We start from the raw sequence: 20957 nt of genomic DNA, 5'->3' as shown, positions 1-20957 counted from the left end.
GGAATGCATCCCGTGACGCTCTGCGTCACACAAGCGGACGCAGAGCGTCCATGGCGGCATTCCCACGCGGAGCGTGGGAACGATCACCTAGCCGAGCGCCGTTTTCTCCAGGTGTTGCAGGATGATCGGGTACACATCGACCACTGCATTTTTGCCGAACATGCAGTCGATATGCCCGTAACCCGGCACCACATGCCGGCTGTAGCGCTCCGGGCCATGGGCTTTGCACACGCGCTCATAGGTCTTGAGCGTGCTTTCCGGCAGGTAGCACTGGTTGTCTTCGCCACTGATAAAGCAGATCGGCATGGTCAGCCGGTCGAAGTGCGGCATGTAGACGTCCTGCCCCTTGAAGTCCACCAGATGACCTTTGCGCAGGATCAGCGCCAGGTGCTCGAAGGTCTGCATGTTCGACTCGCCGAACAGTTCGTGCAGGTTGTCGTGCAGGGTCTCGTTGAGCGTGTCGTGGCGGTACAGCGACGCGTACATGAAGGTGATGCGATGGCACACCGGGTTGGTGCAGTAGCCCTGGGCCTCGATGCGGGCGTAGACGTTGAGGGCCTTGTCGTAGAGTTTGTTGAACCAGCTCTCCTTGTTGTCGGCATACGCGGTGAGGGATTTGATGCCGATGGCGTCGAGCATTCCCGGAAGGTGCAGACCGGCCTTGAGCCCCGTTGCCGTGGCGACCACCGTGTCTGCGGCAATCTGCGAACAGACCACCGAACGCACCCCCTGCAACCCGGCCAGCAGCGACATGAAGAAGGTCGTCGCCCCGTAGCAATGCACCACGCATTGCACATCCGCGGCCTTGGTTGCCTGCTGGATATGCTCAATGGCAGCCTTGAAGTCGTACTGCGCAATCTGATCGCCGTTCCATTCGTGCTTGCTGGCCGGCAGCAGAATGCTCACCCGGAAATCCAGCAGCCAAACGTCGTACTCGTGCTTGCACAAATACTCCAGCAGATTGGTCTGGATGGTGTCGGTGGTGAAAATATTCGAGCCCACCCCCAAGCCATGCACCAGCATCACCGGCCCTTTACTGCCGCCCTGATAACGGGTCAGGCGTAGCTGAACGCTGTCTTCGGTCTGGAAGAACTGCACGCTCGGGGTCGGCGCATCCAGCGGTCGTTTCTGCCGGGGTGGCGCATCGGGGTTGAAGTAGATGTCACCGGCGAACACGCCTCCGTAGCTCTCCCACAAAATGCCGGCGAAGAACTTGCCAAACCGCGCCAGCCCATCGATACGCTCGCGTTCGTTGCGTGCATTGAGCACCTTCATGGTGGTCATTTGCTTGGCGAAATCAGTTGGGAGGATGTGCATCACACCCGAACCAATTACCTCGCCGGTCTTGTCCGACCCGCGATACAGCGTTACGTAGAGGGTGCTGGTGTCGTGCCAGACGTTCAGCACGCCGTTGTCTTCGGGCACGGTCTTGAACGCGCTGAAGTAATAATCACTGCCGTCCTCGGCAGTCAGTTTCATGTCGTAGTTCATGTGCCGCACGCCGACCTGTTCCTGATATTCCTCGAACAGATTGAACACGCCATTGCTGGCGGTCAGCGGCTCCGGCGACAGGCCCGGCGCATCCAGAGTGCCGACCAGCGTCGCGGCGTGTTCCGGCTCCTTGATCATGCGGTTGAGGTCGTTGGCGGTGATGGTCAGGGTGAACTCGATCGGCGAGTTGTCCGACTCGCCGCGTTTGGCCGCCGCTTCGTAGCGTTTGAGATCGGTGCCCTGAGGCTGGGTGAAGTCTTTGGAAAAATAGCCCTTCATGGTTTCGGTGAACTGCACGCCGAGGGTCGGCGGTGCCACCGCTTTGCGCGGTGCCGAGGGCAGCGTGTAATCGATATGCCAACCGCGATCGGCGGCCAGCAGGCCCATGTTGCGCTCACTTACGGCGGAGATGGTCAGCAACGGATTGACCGCCAGGGAGGTCGGAATCACCGCGCCATCGGTCACGTACAACCCGGCATAGACATCGGTGCCGCTGACACCACTGAACACCTGGCCCTTGTGGTTGACCACGCCCTGCGCCGCATCCTCGCCCATCACACAACCGCCCAGCGGGTGAACGGAAACGATGCTGTGCTTGAGCAGCTCGGTCCAGATCGGGTTCTCGACCCATATCCCGCCCAAGGCCTTGGTGCTCTGGTGCAGGCGTTCGTTGCCGATCTTCACGTTTTCCTGCTCGCCAACGCCCGGCCAGTCGATGCGCAGCTGATCCTTGCTGTCGAGCACCATGCGCCCCTTGCCGTCGTCGTGGCTCATGATCAGGTAGGTCTGCATGTTGTGCAGGGCGCCGTGATACGGGCCGCGCAGGAAGCTTTCGGTTTCGCGCTCCGCGTACTTGAGCTTGCCGGTGAAACTGTCATCGGTGGGCTTGCCGAGCAACCCGGCGAACGTGGCCATGCTCGGCACCATGGGCCGGCCAAGCGCGCCGGGGATCGAGCCTTCCTCGATGACCATGCGGCTGCGCCAGTCGCCTTCGGTGCGCATGTCGATGATCGAGGTGATGCACGGGCCGACCGGTTTCATTTCATTGGCCGGATGGGCGCCGAAACCGATGCCGTTGATCGTTTCATCGCAGTTGTGGCCAAAACCGAGGATGTCGCCGTTGCCGCTCATGTTTTCGCCGAGCTGATTGGACGTCGACAGGCCTTTGTCCCGAGAGCGCAGGAGGATTTCGGTGGAGCCCAGAGTGCCGGCCGAGACCACGACAATGTCCGCCTTGACGAACAGCGTCGGCGCCGAAAACTTCTCGCGGCCGCTGTCCAGGTATTGGAAGTGCACGATCCAGCCTTCGCCATCGCGCTCCAGGTGCCGCACCTCGGCCTGGCAGAAAATTTCCGCGCCGTGGTTCCAGGCATCCGGCAGGTAATTCATCAGCGTGGTGTTCTTGGCCTTGTTGTTACAGCCTGAAACGCAGTCGCCACAGTGATTGCACGGTAACTGCTCGACACCGACGTGGTTGAGGTTGTTCGGCAGTTTGTCGAAGGTCACGTTGATCGGCGGCCTGTAGAAGTGCGCGCCTTGCTTGAGGTAGTCGGCGGACTTTCTGTTGGCCTCCAGTTTCGGTAGCACCGGCGAGGTTTTTGGGTAGGGATTGGGCTTGAGCATCTCCCGAGCCCGGGCGTAACCGTCCTTGAGCAAGGTATCCCGATGCTCGCGCACCGCCAGCGGCCAGCGCGGATCGTCGAACACGCCGGGCTCCGGTTCCAGCGCAACGTTGGCGTTGATCAGCGACGTGCCGCCCAGGCCGCAACCGACCACCACGTTCTGCTGGGCGTTGACATGCAAGTCGAACAACCCGGTACGCGAACCGATGTGTCCGTCCGGGTCATGGACTTGCAGTTCTTCAGTGGCCGCCAACATCGTATTGGGGTATTCGCCGGGCTGGATTTCCCGGCCTCGCTCCAGCAGGCACACCCGCTTGCCGGCCCGGGACAGGCGCGACGCCGCGATCCCGCCGCCGTAACCGGAGCCGATGACGATCACGTCGTAATGTTCCTTGATGTCGCTGATGGGCGTGGCGATCCGTGTCATGGGTCATTTCCTCTCAGGCAGATGGGCAACTCTGCGGTTGCCTGCAATCGATAGACGAACGAACACCTGGTCATCGGGCACGGTCGGGCCTCAATGGCAGCGGCGTTATGGCATGGGATAAAGGTCGCTATAGGCGAGCACGCTGATTAGCGGCGCGACGATGGATCCGTTTACGCAGCAAGGTGGCGGGCGTCGGTACACAGGTTATGCAGGGGCTGGGGTGCGAATGTGGCTGCGAGCGATGTGGCTGGCTATCCATCACGCGTTCTCCCTGAACCAGATGTGGATAAGTGACGGTTGTCCTTGTGCATGAGAGTGAAGACAGGCGTCAGATCGAAGTCAAGGAAGTGCCTTAGAACTGTATGAAATCTGATCTATCGCGTTCCAGCCTATGCAGGCCGTGGCTTGCAGGGTTCAGCGAACAAGTTATCCACATCTCCACCCACAGCTAATGGGGACAACTTTGGATGACGGGCCAATTTTCTTCACAAAAACCGAAGAAAAACCGTGACTTATCCAGAAGCAGGGTTCCAGCCATGCACTGGCTGTTTTTTGACCAGAAGCTTATAGGCCACGTTTTACGTGGCGTACAAGGGATGGCGAACACCTTATCCACAGAAGCACCAACAGACTTTGGGGGCAACTTTGCAGGTTCTGTGGAAAACCGCTGAAAGCCACAAGAACTCGGGGTTTGCGGGGACATTAGTGAAGGAACAGGCCCGATTGAACATTATTTGATCAATCTACTGAAAGCCACGCTTTATATGGCTTGTAGCGGACAGCGAACATCTTATCCACAGAAGCGCCAACAGAGATTGGGGGCAAGTATTGGCCTGTGAGCGAAGTTGTTCTGTGGAAAAAGCTCGAAAAAACCGAGGGTTAGACTGATCGTTTTTTGTACGGAGGGCTGGAGGGCTTGATTGGCATGGGGTGTAGCGAGGGACAAACATGTTATCCACAGAAGCGCTAACAGGGATTGTGGGTAACCACAGTGGCTTGTTGGTGTGTGCACACAATCTGTGATCGACATTGAACCCGTGTGGGAGCGGGCTTGCTCGCGAAAGCGGCGGGTCAGTCGACATTGATGTTGAATGTCAGTCAGCCTTCGCGAGCAAGCCCGCTCCCATATGGGTTCATGCCTTAAGGCCAACCGGTTGGAACGGTCGTAGGCATAGGCGAGAAATTGTTTGCCCAACCCCTGATTGCGCCAGCCCTCATGCAGGGCCAGGCTGCGCCAGTTGGCTCCAGATCTAATCCGCCGCACCGTCTGATGAAATCTGAAACAAGCGAGCAATCTCCCGCGCATCCGCGCGCAGGGCCGAACGAAACTCAACGGCCATTTACCGGGCTCCACAGGACCGTTAGCGAACCACGCCTTCTTCAATCAGCAACTTGAGAATGGCTTCGGCGCCCGCCTGCGCGGTCACGCCCTTGAGCACCTGCCCGCCGCCTCCACTGGCCTTGGCCGTCGCGGCTTTCATGCGGTCTGCACCGCTCTTGGCCTTGATCACTTTCAAGCGTTTGGGCCGTGGCTTGGCCGGTTGCAGCGTGGCCACCGCCAGCAGTTCATCGTCGATAACCTCGACTTCATCCGCCTGCAATACCCCACGACGTGCCGGACCATAGGCGCTCTGCCGAGGCTTGGGCGCCGCGTTATCCACAGTCGCCAGGAACGGCAGGCGTACTTTCAAGCGACGACGCTGCCCGCGAGGCAAGGCCTGCAGCACCAGCGCCGAGCCGCCGTCGATGGATTCGACCTGGGCCAACCCCACCACCAGCGGCCAGCCGAGGCTTTCCGCCAGCAAGAACGGCAACATGCCTGAGCCTTCACCGGTTTCCGCCTGACTGCCGGTCAGCACCACTTGCGCCCCGGCGTCACGCAAATAAGCGGTCAACGCCGGCAGTGCATCTGCGCCGACCGGTTGCTCCAGCACATGCAACTGTTCCAGGCCCATGCCCAGATACGCGCGCAGTGCCGGCTCCGCGACGTCGCCAGCATGCAGCACTTGCAGGTTATCCCCAGCCAGTTGCAGACCCAGCTCAACGGCCCGCGCATCCTGCTCGGCGCGACGAGGCCGGCCGGAGGTCGGGTGGGCGCCGATGGACACCAGGCTGATGATTTTCGTGCTCATAACCCTTTCCTTCCCTTAAGCCGCATCGCGCTTGGCGTCGTTGCGGTAAGCCTCTACCGCATCGATCAAGGCTTGAAGAATCTCGGCGCTCTCACCGATCACCGACAGGTCGGCCCGTTTGATCATGTCGCACCCCGGATCGAGGTTGATCGCCACCACCTTGTCGCAGGCACCGATGCCTTGCAGGTGCTGGATCGCCCCGGAAATGCCCACCGCCACGTAAACCCGTGCAGTGACCCAAGTGCCGGACGCACCGACCTGACGGTCGCGGGCCATGAAGCCGTCGTCCACCGCCACTCGTGACGCACCTTCGGTCGCGCCCAACGCCTCGGCCGTCCTGTGGAAAAGTCCCCAGTCCTTGACCCCGTTGCCGCCAGAGAAGATGAACTCGGCTTCGGCCATGGGAATCGCCGCCGGGTCCACCGCCACCGCGCCCAAATCCTCGATGCGCGACAAGCTGCGAGCGACCGCTGTGGATAACTCCACCGGCAACGCTTCGTGACGGGTTTCGCTAACCGGTTCGGCGCATTCGGCTGCGGCCAGAATCAAGCGTGCCACCGGCCGCGCAAGGTCTTGCAAACCGGCACCGGCGCGGCCGATGCATTCCTGATCCTTGACCTGCCAGACCCGTGTGGCCGGGCGTTCGCCCAGTGCGGCGGCAAAGCGCCGACCGAGTTCGCCACCACCGCTGCGGCTGTCCGGCAGCAACCAGTGACGCGGGCTGAACTGGTTATCCACAGCCCGCAGGCCCTGGACTCGTTGCTCCGGTGCATAACCGCTGAATTCGTCGCCCTCAAGCACTAGCAAGCGATCCACGCCAGCCGTGGCGAAGGCGTTTTCCTTGTGTTCACCGAAGACCACGGCCAGTACCGCGCCGTCCTTGCCGGCCAACTGATGGGCCAGGCCAAGCAAGTCACGGTCGTGGCTGCTCAAGCGGCCGCCGACCATGTCCGGCACCACGCTGATGTAGAACGCAGGTGCGGCCACTTGATGCAGCGGCAATTGCACTTCAACTGCGGCTGAGCGTTTGGTCGCCCCGCCCTGCTGAGCGCCGCTGCGGTCGATCCGCTTGATGCCGTTGGGGCCGATAAAACCGATCCCGTGAGGATTCTTGCGGATGAGACCGTTAGGCCCCATCCAGCTGTGTTGCGCCGGTTGCATGGCCGCGTGCAGCGGGTGCAGACGGTTGCGGGCGATCCATTCGGCGCGTGGGTCGCGGCGGATAATGTCACTCATTAATGCACCTCCGCAGGTTCACGTTTGGCCGGTGTCGAAGGCTTTCCCGGCGTTGCGTCTTCGAGCAACGCATCGGCTACCAGTTCGGCGATGTCCTTGATCATCGGACGCGGTTCGACCACGCCTTCGAGCATCGCAGTGCACTGTGGACAACCCACGGCCACCAGTTCGGCGCCGGTTTCGCGGATGTCCTCCATGCGCATGTCGGGGATCCGTTGCTTGCCCGGAATGTCGGTGATCGGTGCACCACCACCGCCACCGCAGCAGCGTGAGCGGAAACCGGAGCGTTGCATCTCTTTCACTTCAATCCCGAGTGCGCGCAGTACTTCACGCGGCGCCTCGTATTCGCCGTTGTAGCGGCCGAGGTAGCACGGGTCGTGATAGGTCACGCTGCTGCCTTTGTGCTGGCCGAGGTTCAGGGCGCCAGCGCCTATGATCTCCGCCATGTAAGTGCTGTGGTGCTGCACAACGTAATTAACACCGTAGTTGCCGTCGAAGGCGCCGTACTCGTTTTTCAGTACGTGGAAACTGTGCGGGTCGCAGGTGACGATGCGGTTGAAGTTGTACTTGGCCAGGGTCTGGATGTTGCGCTTGGCCAACAGCTGGAAGGTCGCTTCATCGCCCAGACGCCGGGCCACGTCACCACTGTCACGCTCTTCAAGACCCAGCACCGCGAAGTCGACCTTGGCCGCTTTCAGCACTTTGACGAAGGCGCGCAGGGTGCGCTGGTTGCGCATGTCGAAGGCTCCGTCGCCGACCCAGAACAGCACGTCGGTGGATTTCTTCTCGCTGAGCAGGTTCAGGTTCAAGTCCGCCGCCCAGTTCATCCGCCCGCCCGGCGCAAAGCCGCCAGGGTTGTCGGTGGCAATCAGGTTTTCCAGGACTTCGGCGCCCTTGTTCGGGGTCGCGCCTTTTTCCAGCGTCAGATGGCGACGCATATCGACGATGGCGTCGACGTGCTCGATCATCATCGGGCATTCCTCGACGCAGGCACGGCAAGTGGTGCAGGACCACAGGGTTTCAGCGTCCACCAGACCGTTGACGATTGGTTGATGCGGATTGCCACCGTGTTCGCCGATGGCTTTGCCCGGATAAGGGCTACCAGCGAACTTGGCGTCAGTACCGCCAGCCAGGCCAACGACCATGTCCTGAATCAGTTTTTTCGGGTTCAGCGGCTGGCCGGCGGCGAACGCCGGACACGCGGCTTCGCATTTACCGCACTGCACGCAGGCGTCAAAGCCGAGCAGTTGGTTCCAGGTGAAATCCTTGGGTTTTTCCACGCCCAGCGGCGCGTTCGGGTCATTCAGATCCAGCGGCTTCAAACCGGTGGAACGACCGCCACCAAAACGTTCGGCGCGACGGTGCCAGGCCAGGTGCAGGGCACCAGCGAAGGCGTGCTTCATCGGCCCGCCCCAAGTCATGCCGAAGAACAGTTCCGACACGCCCCAGAGCACGCCGACGCCGAGGATCGCAGCCACCACCCAACCACCGAAGTTTTCCGGAAGGATGCCGGCGACCGGCAGGGTCAGCAGGAAGAACGACGCCGAGAACGCCATCAGGCTTTTCGGCAGGCGCATCCACGGGCCTTTGGACAAACGGGCCGGTGGGTTGCGACGGCGCAGGAACATAAAGATCGCGCCGACAAACATCACCGCCGACATCAGCAGCAGTGCATAACCGAGGATGCGGTTATGCAGGCCAAAGCCATGAACCAGAATCGCCAGCACAATGGACGCCACCGCACCACCCGCCGTGGCGACGTGGGTGTTGGCAATGTATTTGTCCCGCGCGACGACGTGGTGCAAATCGACCATGTAACGCTTGGGCATGGCGAACAGGCCGCCGATCAGGTCGACTTTCGAAGCCCGGCCCTGGCGCCACATAGCCACCCGCCGCAACGCGCCCAGGACAGCCAGGCCCAGGGCAGCGAACAACAGAATTGGAAGAAGGGTGTTCAACATGTGGAGCTCCCACGGGACTCGTTGATCGTTCCCACGCTCTGCGTGGGAATGCCTCACCGGACGCTCTGCGTCCGCTTTTGAATGTGACGCGGAGCGTCACGGGCTGCATTCCCACGCAGAGCGTGGGAACGATCAGCTCACCGGCTTAGAAATCCTTGCACAACCGCAACGCGTCATAGATCGCCGCGTGGGTGTTGCGCTGGGCCACGCAGTCGCCGATGCGGAACAGCAAGTAGCCGTCGCCCGCCTGGCTCAACGAAGGTTGTGGCTTGATCGCGAACAACGCTTCGATGTCCATCTGACCTTTGTTGCGCGAGCCTTCCTTCAACGCGTAGTAGATTTCTTCGTCCGGACGCACGCCGTTCTCGACGACCACCTGGTCCACCACCCGCTCCTCTTTGGCGCCGGTGTATTCGTTTTCCAGTACCGCCACCAGCTTGTCGCCTTCGCGGTAGACCTTCTCCAGCATCATGTCGCCGGTCATGATCACTTCTTTCGGGTACATGCTGCGGTAGTAAGTCGGGAACGACGTACCGCCGATGGCCACGCCCGGCTTGATGTCGTCGGTGACGATCTCGACCTGGCTGCCCTTGTCGGCGAGGAAGTCGGCCGTCGACATCCCGGTGAACTCGCAAATGGTGTCGTAGACCAGCACGTTCTTGCCCGGCGCAACCTTGCCATCGAGGATGTCCCAGCTGCTGACCACCAGGCCTTCAGCCGCGCCCCAATGCTCGTTCTGTTCCAGGAACGGATGACCGCCGACAGCGAGCACCACCACGTCCGGACGCAGGTCGAGAATGGTTGCCGCATCCGCCGCCACGCCCAGGCGCAGGTCGACTTTCAAACGCGCCAGTTCCAGCTGGAACCAGCGAGTGATGCCGGCGATCTGGTCCCGTTGCGGAGCTTTCGACGCGGTGGTGATCTGCCCGCCGATGAATTCTTTCTTCTCGAACAGGGTCACGTCGTGGCCACGTTCGGCCGACACGCGAGCCGCTTCCATCCCGGCAGGGCCGGCACCGACCACCACGACTTTGCGCTTCACACCGGTCGATTTCTCGATGATGTGCGGCACGCCCATGTATTCACGGGAGGTCGCGGCGTTCTGGATGCACAAGACGTCCAGGCCCTGGTACTGACGGTCGATGCAGTAGTTGGCGCCAACGCACTGTTTGATCTGGTCGACCTGGCCCATCTTGATCTTGGCGATCAGGTGCGGGTCGGCGATGTGGGCACGGGTCATGCCGACCATGTCGACGTAACCACCTTCCAGAATACGGGTCGCCTGGTTCGGGTCCTTGATGTTCTGCGCATGCAGTACCGGAGCCTTCACCACTTCCTTGATACCGGCGGCCAAATGCAGGAATGGCTCCGGTGGATAACTCATGTTCGGAATAACGTTGGCCAGGGTGTTGTGGGTGTCACAACCCGAGCCCACGACGCCGATGAAGTCGATCATGCCGGTGTCGTCGTAATACTTGGCAATCTGCTTCATGTCCTCATGGCTCAGGCCATCAGGATGGAACTCGTCACCACAGATACGGATGCCGACGCAGAAGTCCGGGCCCACTTCCTTGCGCACCGCCTTGATCACTTCCAGGCCGAAACGCATGCGGTTTTCGAAGCTGCCGCCCCATTCGTCGGTACGCTTGTTAACCCGCGGGCTCCAGAACTGGTCGATCATGTGCTGGTGCACGGCCGACAGCTCGACGCCATCCAGGCCACCGGCCTTGGCCCGCGCGGCTGCGCTGGCGTAGTTGCCGATCACCCGCCAGATTTCTTCCGGTTCGATGGTTTTGCAAGTCGCGCGGTGCACCGGCTCACGGATGCCCGACGGCGACAGCAGGGTTGGCCAATGCTCGCCGTCCCAGCGGGAACGACGGCCCATGTGGGTAATCTGGATCATGATCTTGGCGCCATGCTTGTGCATGGCGTCGGCCAGGTTCTGGAAGTGCGGAATGATCCGGTCGTCGGCCAGGTTGACCGACTTCCACCAGCCTTGCGGGCTGTCGATGGCCACGCTGGAGGAACCGCCGCAAATCGCCAGGCCGATCCCGCCCTTGGCTTTCTCTTCGTAATACTTGACGTACCGGTCGGTGGTCATGCCGCCGTCGGTGGCGTAGACCTCGGCGTGCGCGGTGCTGAGCACGCGGTTGCGGATGGTCAGTTTGCCGATCTGGATCGGCTGGAACATTGCTTCGAAAGCCATGGCGGGGTCCTCGACTTACAACGGCTTGACGGTGAACAAACCGTCGTCGTGGCCTTCTTCGGAGCCACCGTAGACTTGCTCGGCGACCGTGCGGATCTTGCTGCCACGAGCGGCCAGGATCTGGTCCATGGCGCCGGCGAACCAGCCAGTGAACATGTAGTCGACCTTGCGCCCGACCTTGCCGTACACGTAGACGAATGCGGAGTGTTCGAGCTTGACGCTGGCGGTGCCTTTGTCGAGGTCGATGTCCTGGATCTTGAACAGGCCCCAGCCGCGTTGCGACAGACGCTTCATGTAGTGCTCGAACACCGCGACGCCTTCCAGGCCGTGGCATTCGGCTTCTTTTTCACACCAGTGCCAGGCGGACTTGTAGCCGGCCTTGTAGAGGATTTCGGCGTAGGCGTCGGCGCCCAGCACTTCCTCGATGCCCATGTGGTTGTTGACGAAGAAGTGACGCGGCACATACAGCATCGGCAGGGCGTCGGAGGTCCAGACACCGGTTTCGCTGTCGACTTCGATTGGCAATTGCGGGGCGATCTTGGCCATGGAAACTTAACTCCAGAAAATTCGTTGTGTTGCCCCCGGCACGGACGGCCGGGGGAAAGGATTCTTCAGATGCGGCGGCTTATTCGCCCCAAACGTCTTTCAAAACGTTGACCCAGTTTTCGCCCATGATCTTGCGCACCACACGCTCGGAATGGCCGCGTTTGAGCAGGGTCTCGGTCAGGTTCGGGAACTCGCCCACGGTGCGGATGCCCAGCGGATTGATGATCTTGCCGAAGCTGGTCAGACGGCGGGCGTAGCCCTTGTCATGGGTCAGGTATTCGAAGAAGTCCTGGCCATGGCCCTGGGTGAAGTCGGTGCCGATGCCGATGGCGTCTTCGCCGACGATGTTCATGGTGTATTCGATGGCTTCGGCGTAATCGTCGATGGTCGAATCGATGCCCTTGGCCAGGAACGGCGCGAACATGGTCACACCGACGAAACCGCCGTGATCGGCGATGAACTTCAGTTCTTCATCGGATTTGTTGCGCGGGTGCACTTTCAGGCCCGACGGCAGGCAATGGGAGTAGCAGACCGGCTTCTTGGATTCGAGGATGACTTCTTCGGAGGTTTTCGAGCCGACGTGGGACAGGTCGCACATGACGCCAACGCGGTTCATCTCGGCGACGATTTCACGACCGAAACCCGACAGGCCGCCATCGCGCTCGTAGCAACCGGTACCCACCAGGTTCTGGGTGTTGTAGCACATCTGCACAATACCGACGCCCAACTGCTTGAAGACCTCGACATAGCCGATCTGGTCTTCGAAGGCGTGAGCATTCTGGAAGCCAAAGAGGATGCCGGTCTTGCCCTGCTCCTTGGCTTTACGGATGTCGGCGGTGGTGCGCACCGGAATCACCAGGTCGCTGTTCTCGCGAATCAGCTTCTGGCTGGCGGCGATGTTGTTGACGGTGGCCTGGAAGCCCTCCCACACCGACACGGTGCAGTTGGCCGCGGTCAGGCCGCCCTTGCGCATGTCTTCGAACAGGTCGCGGTTCCACTTGGCGATAATCAGCCCGTCGATAACGATGCTGTCGGCGTGCAATTCGGCTGGGCTCATCAGGCTGTCCCCTATTAGCGATTCATGCGCCGAATCGTGTGCCGGCGCTTTGGGGCCAGCATATGCCTGAGGGACAGGGCAGCCGGGTGCAAAAACGACAGGGGAATTGCCGAAAGCGTCAATCCGCGACAAAGGGTCATCAACAGGCGTCATTGCCTACCTGTTCAAGCCCGTTCGCATGGGCCAGAATTCGCCGCATCACTGGATGCATTACTGAATTAAGGGGCGGCGACGCAATGAAATCGATCTTCCTGGCTTTGGCACTGATAGCGACCGGCGTACAGGCGGCCGAAGAGGCCGACGATAACCCCTGCGACGCTGTAGAGAACGAAGTCCAGACCCTGGAATGCTCGACTTACAGCAGAACCACCGCCGAACAGCTGCTGAGCGACAACTACCAAAGCCTGAGCGAGCGCATGCAAACGCGCTACGGCAGCAACAAGGCGCAATTGACCGACATCACCGCCAAAATCAAGGCCGCGCAACAGCAGTGGCTGAAGACCCGGGATGCCGATTGCACGGTGGAAGCGTTCCCGGCGACGAGCGGTAGCAAGGCATTCACCATTGCGCAAAATGATTGCGTGGCGCGCATGAGTGACGAGCGGTCGGAGTTTTTGGAGTCGATTGGGCAGGAGTGATCCTGAATCGTCCGTCGAAAGCTGGTAGCCCTACCAGCTTTTACCTTCAATCAAGACCTTTCCCACAGGCTTCACCGAGCAAGCCTACAAGTCCCGCAGGGTAAGGGTTAAAGCAGTTTTTTCGAGCAACATCCCGATAAATTTCGTTTGTTGGCCACCTGAAAAATATAAGTAAAGATTAGCAAATCTTATAAAAGACTTATACTCCCCCATAAACAGCATTCACTGGACTCGAAAGGCCGTTAAGCAGCTCTTGAAATTGCATTCCGTTCATCAGATCCAGGTTCGTGATGCCATCACGGCGCTAGCTGGCATGCCCGATGTAGGCAACGTCAAAGCACTGGTTGGTCATGACTACGCCTATCGACTGCGAGTCGGTAATTATCGGGTCATGTTCGACTGGGATGGCGCGATCAAAGTGGTCAGTATTCAAGAGGTCAAAAAACGCGATGAACGCACCTACTGAGATTCAAATCATCAACGACGCGGAGGGAAAACCGGCGTTCGTGGTCATTCCGTACGCGCAGTATGTGGCGCAGAAGATCGAGCCCGATCTGATCCCCCACGAAGTGGTCAGTCGCATCGTCGATGGCGCGACGCCCATTCGCGCCTGGCGCGAACACCTGAACCTTACGCAGGATGAAGTTGCCAAGCGCATGGGCATTTCCCAACCGGCTTTCGCCCAGCAGGAAACGGTTGCCAAGCCCCGCAAGGCAACCCGTGAAAAAATTGCCGCAGCTTTTGGCATCACCGCCAACCAACTAGAGTTGTAAGCTGAACGCCAGCATCAGGAAAAGGGATTGAAATGAAAATTTGCGGCATCGAAATCAAAGGCAGCGAAGCGATCATCGCCGTGGCCTCCCTCGACGGTCAGGCCCTAAGCCATGTCGAACTGAACACCAAGAAAATCGCCCTCGACGAGGACGACGAAGCCGCTAACGTTAAAGTCTTTGCCGCTCAGGTGGCATCGTTTGTTCGCGAGAATTCAATCGACCGGATCGCGATCAAGAAGCGCAGCAAGAAAGGCGAGTTCGCCGGTGGGCCGACCACGTTCAAAATCGAAGGGGTTTTCCAGTTGCTGGAAAATTGCGAGGTGACGCTGCTGTCGCCGCAGACGATCAATGCGCAGAACAAGAAGTTCGATTTTGAACTGCCGGCCACGCTGAACAAGTATCAGCATGAGGCTTACAAGGCGGCATGCTCGGCACTGATGAAAAAGTAACTCCATTCTTGCCAACACCGAACAACTGTGGGAGCGGGCTTGCCCGCGATGGCGGTGTGTCAGTCAGCATCCACATTGAATGTGTCGCCCCCATCGCGGGCAAGCCCGCTCCCACAGTTTTTTTTCGGTGTCGTCAGAATTATGCCTGGGCCGTACGGCGATCCTCTCGCGGGCACCGTTCAAACCGTGCCCGATAACTGCGGGTGAAATACGACGGCGATTCAAACCCGCACGCGATGCTCACTTCCAACACACTCATGTTCGTCTGACGCAACAACTGCCGCGCCTTCTCCAGCCTTAAGCGCAGATAGAAATTGCTCGGCGTGTCGTTCAGGTGCAGGCGAAACAGGCGCTCCAGCTGCCGCCGGGTCACTTTGATCGATTCCGCCAGCTCCAGGGTACTCAGCGGCGGTTCGCTGTGCTGCTCCATCTCCCCGATCACCTGCACCAGTTTCTTGTTGCTGATGCCATACCGCGTGGCGACTTCCATGCGCTGGTGGTCTTTGCGCGGGCGGATGCGCCCGAGTACGAATTGTTCGCTGACCTGGATCGCCAGTTCCGGGCCGTGGGCCTGGCCGATGAGGTCGAGCATCAGGTCGATAGAAGCCGTGCCGCCGGCAGAGGTGATGCGTCGGCGGTCGATCTCGAACAGTTCCTGGGTGACGCTCAACTGCGGGTAAGACTCCTTGAAGGCATCGATGGCTTCCCAGTGCAGGGTCAGGCGATGGCCGTCGAGCAGGCCGGCTTCGGCGAGGACGAAGCTGCCGGTGTCGATGGCGCCGAGCGTCACACCTTCGTTATCCAGGCGGCGCAACCAGTGCTCCAGTGCGGGAGTGGCGAACTTCAGCGGTTCGAAACCGGCGACCACCAGCAAGGTCGCGCCTTTCTTCAGCGGCTCCAGCGCCGCATCGGCGTTGACCGACATGCCGTTACTGGCCAGAACCGCCCCGCCATCGGCACTCAACACATGCCAGCGGTACAACTCGCCGCGAAAGCGATTGGCGACCCGCAGCGGCTCGATCGCCGAGATAAAACCGATCGCCGAAAAACCCGGCATCAACAAGAAGTAGAAATCCTGGGACATGGAGCGCACTCGATGGCAGGTAGCGAGAGGGCGGGAAGCGTGTGGACGTTGATACGCCACTTGTCAGCGGCATTCAAGTGCACAGGTCGCCGCAGTGCAAGAGCTGGTCGCCGCAGTGCGTTTTCACGGGCCTTGAGCTGCGTAACTTGGCATCACCGGCGCATCAGACACCGGAACCCACAATAACGACCTGCCGAGGAACCCACCATGAAACGACTGATCAGCAGCTGTGTTCTTGCACTCAGCGGTACCGCTTTCTTGAGCGCCAGTGTCATGGCCGCCGAACCCGCCGCGTGCCAGAACGTGCGCATGGGTGTAGTGAACTGGACCGACGTGATCGCCACCAGCGCCATGACTCAGGTCCTGCTCGATGGCCTCGGCTACAACACCAAACAGACCAGCGCCTCCCAGCAAATCATCTTCGCCGGGATCCGCGACCAGCGCCTGGACTTGTTCCTCGGGTACTGGAACCCCCTGATGACCCAGACCATCACGCCGTTCGTCGCGGCCAATCAGGTCAAGGTGCTTGAGGCGCCAAGCCTGAAAGACGCCCGCGCCACCCTCGCCGTACCGACTTACCTCGCCGACAAGGGCCTGAAAACCTTCGCTGATATCGCCAAGTTTGAAAAAGAACTGGGCGGCAAGATCTACGGCATCGAGCCAGGTTCGGGCGCCAACACCCAGATCAAGGCGATGATCGCCAAGAATCAATTTGGCCTGGGCAAGTTCCAGCTGGTCGAGTCTAGCGAAGCCGGCATGCTCGCGGCGGTGGATCGCGCCGTGCGGCGCAAGGAAGCCGTGGTGTTCTTCGGCTGGGCCCCGCACCCGATGAACGTCAACGTGCAAATGACTTATCTCACCGGCAGTGAAAATGCCCTCGGCCCGAACGAAGGCATGGCCACCGTGTGGACGGTCACCGCACCGAAATACGCCGAGCAATGCCCGAACATTGGTCGTTTGCTGAGCAACCTGACCTACACCGCCGAAGACGAGAGCCGGATGATGCAGCCGCTGCTCGATCACAAAGACGCGTTCGAATCGGCCAAGCAATGGCTGAAAGATCACCCGCAAGACAAGCAACGCTGGCTCGAAGGCGTGACCACCTTCGATGGCAAACCGGCCGCTGAAAACCTGAAACTGACCAGTAAATGAACCTGAAATGAATCACCGATTCGCAGCCCGACCGGGCTGCGAACGGAACCGTCACGCCCTGAGCCACACCCCAAAATCACGCCTGTAAGGAACCGCCTCATGAACCACGACGTCATCATCACCTGCGCACTCACCGGTGCTGGCGACACGACCGCCAGAAGCCCACACGTACCGGTCACCCCGAAACAAATCGCCGCGGCCGCCGTGGAGGCCGCCAAGGCGGGCGCTACCGTGGTCCACTGCCACGTTCGCGATCCGCAAACCGGCAAGTTCAGCCGTGACGTGGCGCTGTATCGCGAAGTGATGGAGCGCATCCGCGAGGCCGACGTCGACATCATCGTCAACCTCACCGCAGGCATGGGCGGCGACCTGGAAATCGGTGCGGGCGAGAACCCGATGGAGTTTGGCCCGAACACCGACCTGGTCGGTCCGCTGACCCGTCTGGCCCACGTCGAAGAATTGCTGCCGGAAATCTGCACCCTGGATTGCGGGACCCTGAACTTCGGCGACGGCGACACCATTTACGTGTCCACCCCGGCCCAGCTGCGTGCTGGCGCCAAACGCATTCAAGAGCTGGGCGTCAAGCCTGAGCTGGAAATCTTCGACACCGGTCACCTGTGGTTCGCCAAACAGATGATCAAGGAAGGCCTGCTCGATAACCCGCTGTTTCAGCTGTGCCTGGGCATCCCGTGGGGCGCGCCGGCCGACACCACCACCATGAAAGCCATGGTCGACAACCTGCCGGCCGACGCGGTCTGGGCCGCGTTCGGCATCGGTCGCATGCAGATGCCAATGGCTGCGCAAGCGGTGCTGCTCGGCGGCAACGTGCGGGTCGGCCTGGAAGACAACCTGTGGCTGGACAAGGGTGTATTGGCGACCAACGGCCAACTGGTCGAGCGTGCCTCGGAAATCCTCAGCCGCCTCGGCGCCCGTGTTCTGACCCCAGCTGAAGGACGGGCAAAAATGGGCCTGACCAAGCGCGGTTAACCCCAACCTACACCTCACCTGTGGGAGCGGGCTTGCCCGCGATGACGGTAGTCCAGCCGCAGAAGATGCACTGGATGTACTGATGCCATCGCAGGCAAGCCAGCTCCCACCTGGGATCACCGAACTCTTTAGGACGACGCCATGAGCTTCATCACTGATATCAAAACCTTCGCCGCTCTGGGCAGCGGTGTCATCGGCAGCGGCTGGGTATCCCGCGCCCTCGCCCACGGCCTTGATGTAGTGGCCTGGGACCCGGCGCCCGGCGCCGAAGCCGCCCTGCGCAAACGCGTCGCCAATGCCTGGGGCGCGCTGGAGAAACAAGGCCTGGCCCCCGGCGCGTCGCAGGATCGGCTGCGCTTTGTCGCCACCATCGAAGAATGCGTTCGCGATGCGGACTTCATCCAGGAAAGCGCTCCGGAACGACTGGACCTGAAACTGGAACTGCACAGCAAAATCAGCGCGGCGGCCAAGCCCAATGCGTTGATCGGTTCCAGCACGTCGGGGCTGTTGCCGAGCGAGTTCTACGAGAGTTCGACCCACCCGGAACGTTGCGTGGTCGGGCACCCGTTCAACCCGGTTTATCTGCTGCCGTTGGTGGAAGTCGTCGGTGGCAGGAACACCGCGCCAGAAGCGGTGCAAGCGGCGATGAAAGTCTATGAATCCTTAGGGATGCGCCCGCTGCACGTGCGCAAGGAAGTGCCGGGGTTTATCGCCGACCGTTTGCTTGAAGCGTTGTGGCGTGAGGCGCTGCATCTGGTCAACGACGGCGTGGCAACCACCGGGGAAATCGACGATGCGATTCGTTTTGGCGCAGGTCTGCGCTGGTCGTTCATGGGCACCTTCCTGACTTACACCCTGGCGGGCGGCGATGCGGGCATGCGGCACTTCATGGCGCAGTTCGGGCCGGCTTTGCAATTGCCCTGGACGTATCTGCCGGCACCGGAGCTGACCGACAAGTTGATTGATGATGTGGTGGAGGGCACCAGCGAACAGTTGGGCAAACACAGCATCTCGGCGCTGGAGCGCTATCGTGATGATTGCTTGCTGGCGGTGCTGGAGGCGGTGAAAACCACCAAGGCCAAACATGGCATGACGTTCAGCGAGTAACCCAAGTCAGGGGCCAGCAGGTCTGGCCTCATCGCGGGCAAGTCGGATCGCCGCACCGCCGCTCCCACAGGGTTCTACTGAATGGCATCGATTGTATGTACGCCTCAAATCACTGTGGGAGCGGGCTTGCCCGCGATAGCGCCAGCCCAGTCACCACACATTCTGGATCACTCACCATGCCCACCCTCACCACCTACCAAACCAAAATCATCCCCGACTGGGTCGACTACAACGGCCACCTGCGCGATGCCTTCTACCTGCTGATCTTCAGCTACGCCACCGACGCGTTGATGGATCGGCTGGGTATGGACAGCAACAACCGCGAAGCCTGCGGCCACTCGCTGTTCACCCTCGAACTGCACCTCAACTACCTGCACGAAGTGAAGCTCGATGCCGATGTCGAGGTGCATACCCAAATCATCGGCCACGACCGCAAGCGTCTGCACCTCTACCACAGCCTGCATCTGGTGGGCGGTGACAAGGAGCTGGCGGGCAATGAACAAATGCTGCTGCACGTCGACCTCAACGGGCCGCGATCCGCACCGTTCAGCGAAGAAACCTTGAGCAAACTGCAGGCCATTGTCGCCGAGCAAACCGACCTGCCCGCACCCGCCTGGATTGGCCGAGTGATCGCTTTACCCCCCGAAAAATAACAAGGAGCTCGCCATGAACACCGCCGCCGCTTTTGCCGATTTCCGCACCTACCCATTGATTAGCGCGTTGACCGCCGTGCGTACCCTGGCGGACCGAATTCAAGTGACATGGGCGGACGGTCGGGTCAGCCCTTTTCATCATCAATGGCTGCGGGACAACTGCCCGTGCCCGTTGTGCGTCTACACGGTGACCCGCGAGCAAGTGCTGGAAATCGTCGATGTCGCAGAGCACCTGACGCCTGAAAACGCCACGGTCGATGCCCAAGGTTGTCTGTGCGTCGATTGGCAGGACGGCCACCTCAGCCGCTTCGATCCGGGCTGGCTACGGGCTCACGCCTATGACGATGAGTCCCGCGCTGAACGCCAGGCCGGCAAACCGAAAGCCAGGCTTTGGCACAGCGATTTGCAACTACCAGTATTCGAATACCAGGCCCTGATGGAGAACAACGACGCCTTGCTGCAATGGCTGCTGGCCGTGCGCGATGCCGGCCTGACTCAAGTGCGCGGCGTACCCACCGAGCCGGGTTCATTGAAGCTGATCGCCCAGCGGATTTCGTTCATCCGCGAGAGCAATTTCGGCGTGCTGTTCAACGTGCAATCCAAAGCCGACGCCGACAGCAATGCCTACACTGCCTTCAACCTGCCGCTGCACAGCGACCTGCCAACCCGGGAGTTGCAACCAGGGCTGCAATTTCTGCATTGCCTGGTCAATGACGCCGACGGTGGCGAGAGCATTTTCGTCGACGGTTTTGCCATCGCCGAAGCCTTGCGCGAGGAAGATCCCGAGGCGTTTCAAGCCTTGTGTGAAATCCCCGTGGAGTTTCGCAACAAGGACCGCCACAGCGACTACCGCTGCCTGGCGCCGATCATCGCCCTGGATGCGTTCGGGCAGGTGTCGGAAATCCGCATGGCGAACTTTCTGCGTGGGCCGTTCGATGCTTCGGTGGAGCAGATGCCCAGGCTCTATCGCGCTTACCGGCGCTTCATTGCGATGACTCGCGAGGCGCGCTTCCGGGTGATGACGCGGCTCAACCCCGGCGAGTTGTGGTGCTTCGACAACCGCCGCACCCTCCACGCCCGCAACGCCTTCGACCCCGCCACCGGTGCCCGGCATTTCCAGGGGTGTTATGTGGATCGTGATGAGTTGTTGTCGCGCATCCTTGTGTTGCAACGCTAGACCGAGTCATCGTTCATCGCGGGCAAGCCACGCTCCCATAGGTTATTCGCAAGTCCTGTGGGAGCGTGGCTTGCCCGCGAAAGCGTCAGCCCAATCAACACTTTCATGACTGATTCACACACGCAAAAAAAAGGTTCTTCACGGATTACCGGGAAAGACGCTCTTGATCTTCATGAAAAAGAATTCGCTGTCCCGGTAACCGTACGCCATCCGCTTAATGACTTTTATTCGATTGTTTATGCCTTCCAGCTGCCCCGTG

At 60.5% G+C, this 20957-nt stretch carries 19 protein-coding genes and 1 pseudogene; 10 read left to right on the top strand and 10 right to left on the bottom strand.

The annotated features are described in order from the left end of the window. Positions 1–87: 87 nt before the first annotated feature. Complete coding sequence (locus AACY49_RS27950) at positions 88–3540, bottom strand: GMC family oxidoreductase N-terminal domain-containing protein (RefSeq protein ID WP_339527486.1); 3453 nt, start codon at positions 3538–3540, stop codon at positions 88–90. 467 nt (positions 3541–4007) lie between these two features. Here AACY49_RS27950 and AACY49_RS27945 point away from each other — a divergent pair, with 467 nt between their 5' ends. After that, positions 4008–4211: a hypothetical protein gene (locus tag AACY49_RS27945; RefSeq protein ID WP_339527485.1), complete on the top strand. Its 204-nt coding sequence runs from the start codon at positions 4008–4010 to the stop codon at positions 4209–4211. 470 nt (positions 4212–4681) lie between these two features. On the opposite strand, the pseudogene AACY49_RS27940 reads toward AACY49_RS27945, so the two are convergent. The 7 genes and pseudogenes from AACY49_RS27940 to AACY49_RS27910 form a co-directional block, all read right to left on the bottom strand. Next, positions 4682–4880: pseudogene (locus tag AACY49_RS27940) on the bottom strand (GNAT family N-acetyltransferase); the annotation flags it as partial. A gap of 21 nt (positions 4881–4901) precedes the next feature. Next, positions 4902–5672, bottom strand: a complete 771-nt coding sequence (etfB, locus tag AACY49_RS27935; protein ID WP_320393086.1) for an electron transfer flavoprotein subunit beta — start codon at positions 5670–5672, stop codon at positions 4902–4904. Between the two features lie 15 nt (positions 5673–5687). Then, positions 5688–6908, bottom strand: a complete 1221-nt coding sequence (gene etfA / locus AACY49_RS27930; protein WP_258698729.1) for an electron transfer flavoprotein subunit alpha — start codon at positions 6906–6908, stop codon at positions 5688–5690. Continuing rightward, positions 6908–8869, bottom strand: a complete 1962-nt coding sequence (gene dgcB, locus AACY49_RS27925; protein ID WP_339527484.1) for a dimethylglycine demethylation protein DgcB — start codon at positions 8867–8869, stop codon at positions 6908–6910. Before dgcB ends, etfA begins: the two co-directional genes overlap by 1 nt. A gap of 145 nt (positions 8870–9014) precedes the next feature. Beyond that, positions 9015–11075: a dimethylglycine demethylation protein DgcA gene (gene dgcA / locus AACY49_RS27920; RefSeq protein ID WP_258698727.1), complete on the bottom strand. Its 2061-nt coding sequence runs from the start codon at positions 11073–11075 to the stop codon at positions 9015–9017. A gap of 15 nt (positions 11076–11090) precedes the next feature. Then, entirely contained in the window at positions 11091–11621 is a 531-nt protein-coding gene (locus AACY49_RS27915) for a DUF5943 domain-containing protein (protein ID WP_007926354.1), read from the bottom strand. A 79-nt stretch (positions 11622–11700) separates the two neighbouring features. Continuing rightward, positions 11701–12678, bottom strand: coding sequence for a dipeptidase (locus AACY49_RS27910; protein ID WP_258698726.1), 978 nt, complete (start codon positions 12676–12678; stop codon positions 11701–11703). A gap of 236 nt (positions 12679–12914) precedes the next feature. Here AACY49_RS27910 and AACY49_RS27905 point away from each other — a divergent pair, with 236 nt between their 5' ends. The 4 genes from AACY49_RS27905 to AACY49_RS27890 all read left to right on the top strand — a co-directional run bounded on the left by AACY49_RS27905 (position 12915) and on the right by AACY49_RS27890 (position 14538). Further along, positions 12915–13316 (top strand): lysozyme inhibitor LprI family protein, encoded by a 402-nt coding sequence (locus AACY49_RS27905; RefSeq protein WP_320393084.1) that lies wholly within the window; start codon positions 12915–12917, stop codon positions 13314–13316. Positions 13317–13527: 211 nt separating this feature from the next. After that, positions 13528–13782, top strand: coding sequence for a type II toxin-antitoxin system RelE family toxin (locus tag AACY49_RS27900; RefSeq protein ID WP_339527491.1), 255 nt, complete (start codon positions 13528–13530; stop codon positions 13780–13782). Beyond that, positions 13766–14089 carry a helix-turn-helix domain-containing protein gene (locus tag AACY49_RS27895; RefSeq protein WP_123719627.1) on the top strand — a complete coding sequence of 108 codons (324 nt, stop codon included), beginning with the start codon at positions 13766–13768 and terminating at the stop codon, positions 14087–14089. Before AACY49_RS27900 ends, AACY49_RS27895 begins: the two co-directional genes overlap by 17 nt. Before the next feature lie 32 nt (positions 14090–14121). Beyond that, entirely contained in the window at positions 14122–14538 is a 417-nt protein-coding gene (locus AACY49_RS27890) for a DUF3010 family protein (protein ID WP_339527483.1), read from the top strand. 139 nt (positions 14539–14677) lie between these two features. Here the strand turns inward: AACY49_RS27890 and AACY49_RS27885 are convergent, their stop codons facing one another. Further along, a complete protein-coding gene (locus tag AACY49_RS27885) occupies positions 14678–15622 on the bottom strand; it encodes a GlxA family transcriptional regulator (protein WP_258698724.1) in 945 nt (314 codons plus the stop codon). Positions 15623–15829: 207 nt separating this feature from the next. Here AACY49_RS27885 and choX point away from each other — a divergent pair, with 207 nt between their 5' ends. The 5 genes from choX to AACY49_RS27860 all read left to right on the top strand — a co-directional run bounded on the left by choX (position 15830) and on the right by AACY49_RS27860 (position 20698). Next, positions 15830–16774, top strand: a complete 945-nt coding sequence (gene choX, locus AACY49_RS27880) for a choline ABC transporter substrate-binding protein (protein WP_320393081.1) — start codon at positions 15830–15832, stop codon at positions 16772–16774. 99 nt (positions 16775–16873) lie between these two features. Beyond that, a complete protein-coding gene (locus AACY49_RS27875; protein WP_258698722.1) occupies positions 16874–17761 on the top strand; it encodes a 3-keto-5-aminohexanoate cleavage protein in 888 nt (295 codons plus the stop codon). 141 nt (positions 17762–17902) lie between these two features. Further along, a complete protein-coding gene (locus AACY49_RS27870; RefSeq protein WP_339527482.1) occupies positions 17903–18868 on the top strand; it encodes an L-carnitine dehydrogenase in 966 nt (321 codons plus the stop codon). 176 nt (positions 18869–19044) lie between these two features. Beyond that, the gene (locus AACY49_RS27865) at positions 19045–19521 is read left to right on the top strand and encodes a thioesterase family protein (protein WP_339527481.1); all 477 of its coding nucleotides are present in this window, start codon (positions 19045–19047) and stop codon (positions 19519–19521) included. Between the two features lie 13 nt (positions 19522–19534). Then, positions 19535–20698 (top strand): gamma-butyrobetaine dioxygenase, encoded by a 1164-nt coding sequence (locus AACY49_RS27860; RefSeq protein WP_339527480.1) that lies wholly within the window; start codon positions 19535–19537, stop codon positions 20696–20698. Positions 20699–20836: 138 nt separating this feature from the next. Here AACY49_RS27860 and AACY49_RS27855 read toward each other — a convergent pair. Beyond that, on the bottom strand, positions 20837–20957 hold a 121-nt coding region (locus AACY49_RS27855; RefSeq protein ID WP_141228961.1), incomplete at its 5' end, for a transposase.

It is taken from the genome of Pseudomonas sp. EL_65y_Pfl2_R96 (assembly GCF_963970905.1).
Taxonomy (GTDB): Bacteria; Pseudomonadota; Gammaproteobacteria; order Pseudomonadales; family Pseudomonadaceae; genus Aquipseudomonas.
Note: the sequence above shows the minus strand (reverse complement) of the source record. Positions and strands in the feature narration are given on the sequence as shown.

Coding starts and splice junctions, on each gene's coding strand:
- AACY49_RS27950 (WP_339527486.1), bottom strand. CDS start 3,540: ATGACACGGATCGCCACGCCCATCAGCGACATCAAGGAACATTACGAC.
- AACY49_RS27945 (WP_339527485.1), top strand. CDS start 4,008: ATGACGGGCCAATTTTCTTCACAAAAACCGAAGAAAAACCGTGACTTA.
- etfB (WP_320393086.1), bottom strand. CDS start 5,672: ATGAGCACGAAAATCATCAGCCTGGTGTCCATCGGCGCCCACCCGACC.
- etfA (WP_258698729.1), bottom strand. CDS start 6,908: ATGAGTGACATTATCCGCCGCGACCCACGCGCCGAATGGATCGCCCGC.
- dgcB (WP_339527484.1), bottom strand. CDS start 8,869: ATGTTGAACACCCTTCTTCCAATTCTGTTGTTCGCTGCCCTGGGCCTG.
- dgcA (WP_258698727.1), bottom strand. CDS start 11,075: ATGGCTTTCGAAGCAATGTTCCAGCCGATCCAGATCGGCAAACTGACC.
- AACY49_RS27915 (WP_007926354.1), bottom strand. CDS start 11,621: ATGGCCAAGATCGCCCCGCAATTGCCAATCGAAGTCGACAGCGAAACC.
- AACY49_RS27910 (WP_258698726.1), bottom strand. CDS start 12,678: ATGAGCCCAGCCGAATTGCACGCCGACAGCATCGTTATCGACGGGCTG.
- AACY49_RS27905 (WP_320393084.1), top strand. CDS start 12,915: ATGAAATCGATCTTCCTGGCTTTGGCACTGATAGCGACCGGCGTACAG.
- AACY49_RS27895 (WP_123719627.1), top strand. CDS start 13,766: ATGAACGCACCTACTGAGATTCAAATCATCAACGACGCGGAGGGAAAA.
- AACY49_RS27890 (WP_339527483.1), top strand. CDS start 14,122: ATGAAAATTTGCGGCATCGAAATCAAAGGCAGCGAAGCGATCATCGCC.
- AACY49_RS27885 (WP_258698724.1), bottom strand. CDS start 15,622: ATGTCCCAGGATTTCTACTTCTTGTTGATGCCGGGTTTTTCGGCGATC.
- choX (WP_320393081.1), top strand. CDS start 15,830: ATGAAACGACTGATCAGCAGCTGTGTTCTTGCACTCAGCGGTACCGCT.
- AACY49_RS27875 (WP_258698722.1), top strand. CDS start 16,874: ATGAACCACGACGTCATCATCACCTGCGCACTCACCGGTGCTGGCGAC.
- AACY49_RS27870 (WP_339527482.1), top strand. CDS start 17,903: ATGAGCTTCATCACTGATATCAAAACCTTCGCCGCTCTGGGCAGCGGT.
- AACY49_RS27865 (WP_339527481.1), top strand. CDS start 19,045: ATGCCCACCCTCACCACCTACCAAACCAAAATCATCCCCGACTGGGTC.
- AACY49_RS27860 (WP_339527480.1), top strand. CDS start 19,535: ATGAACACCGCCGCCGCTTTTGCCGATTTCCGCACCTACCCATTGATT.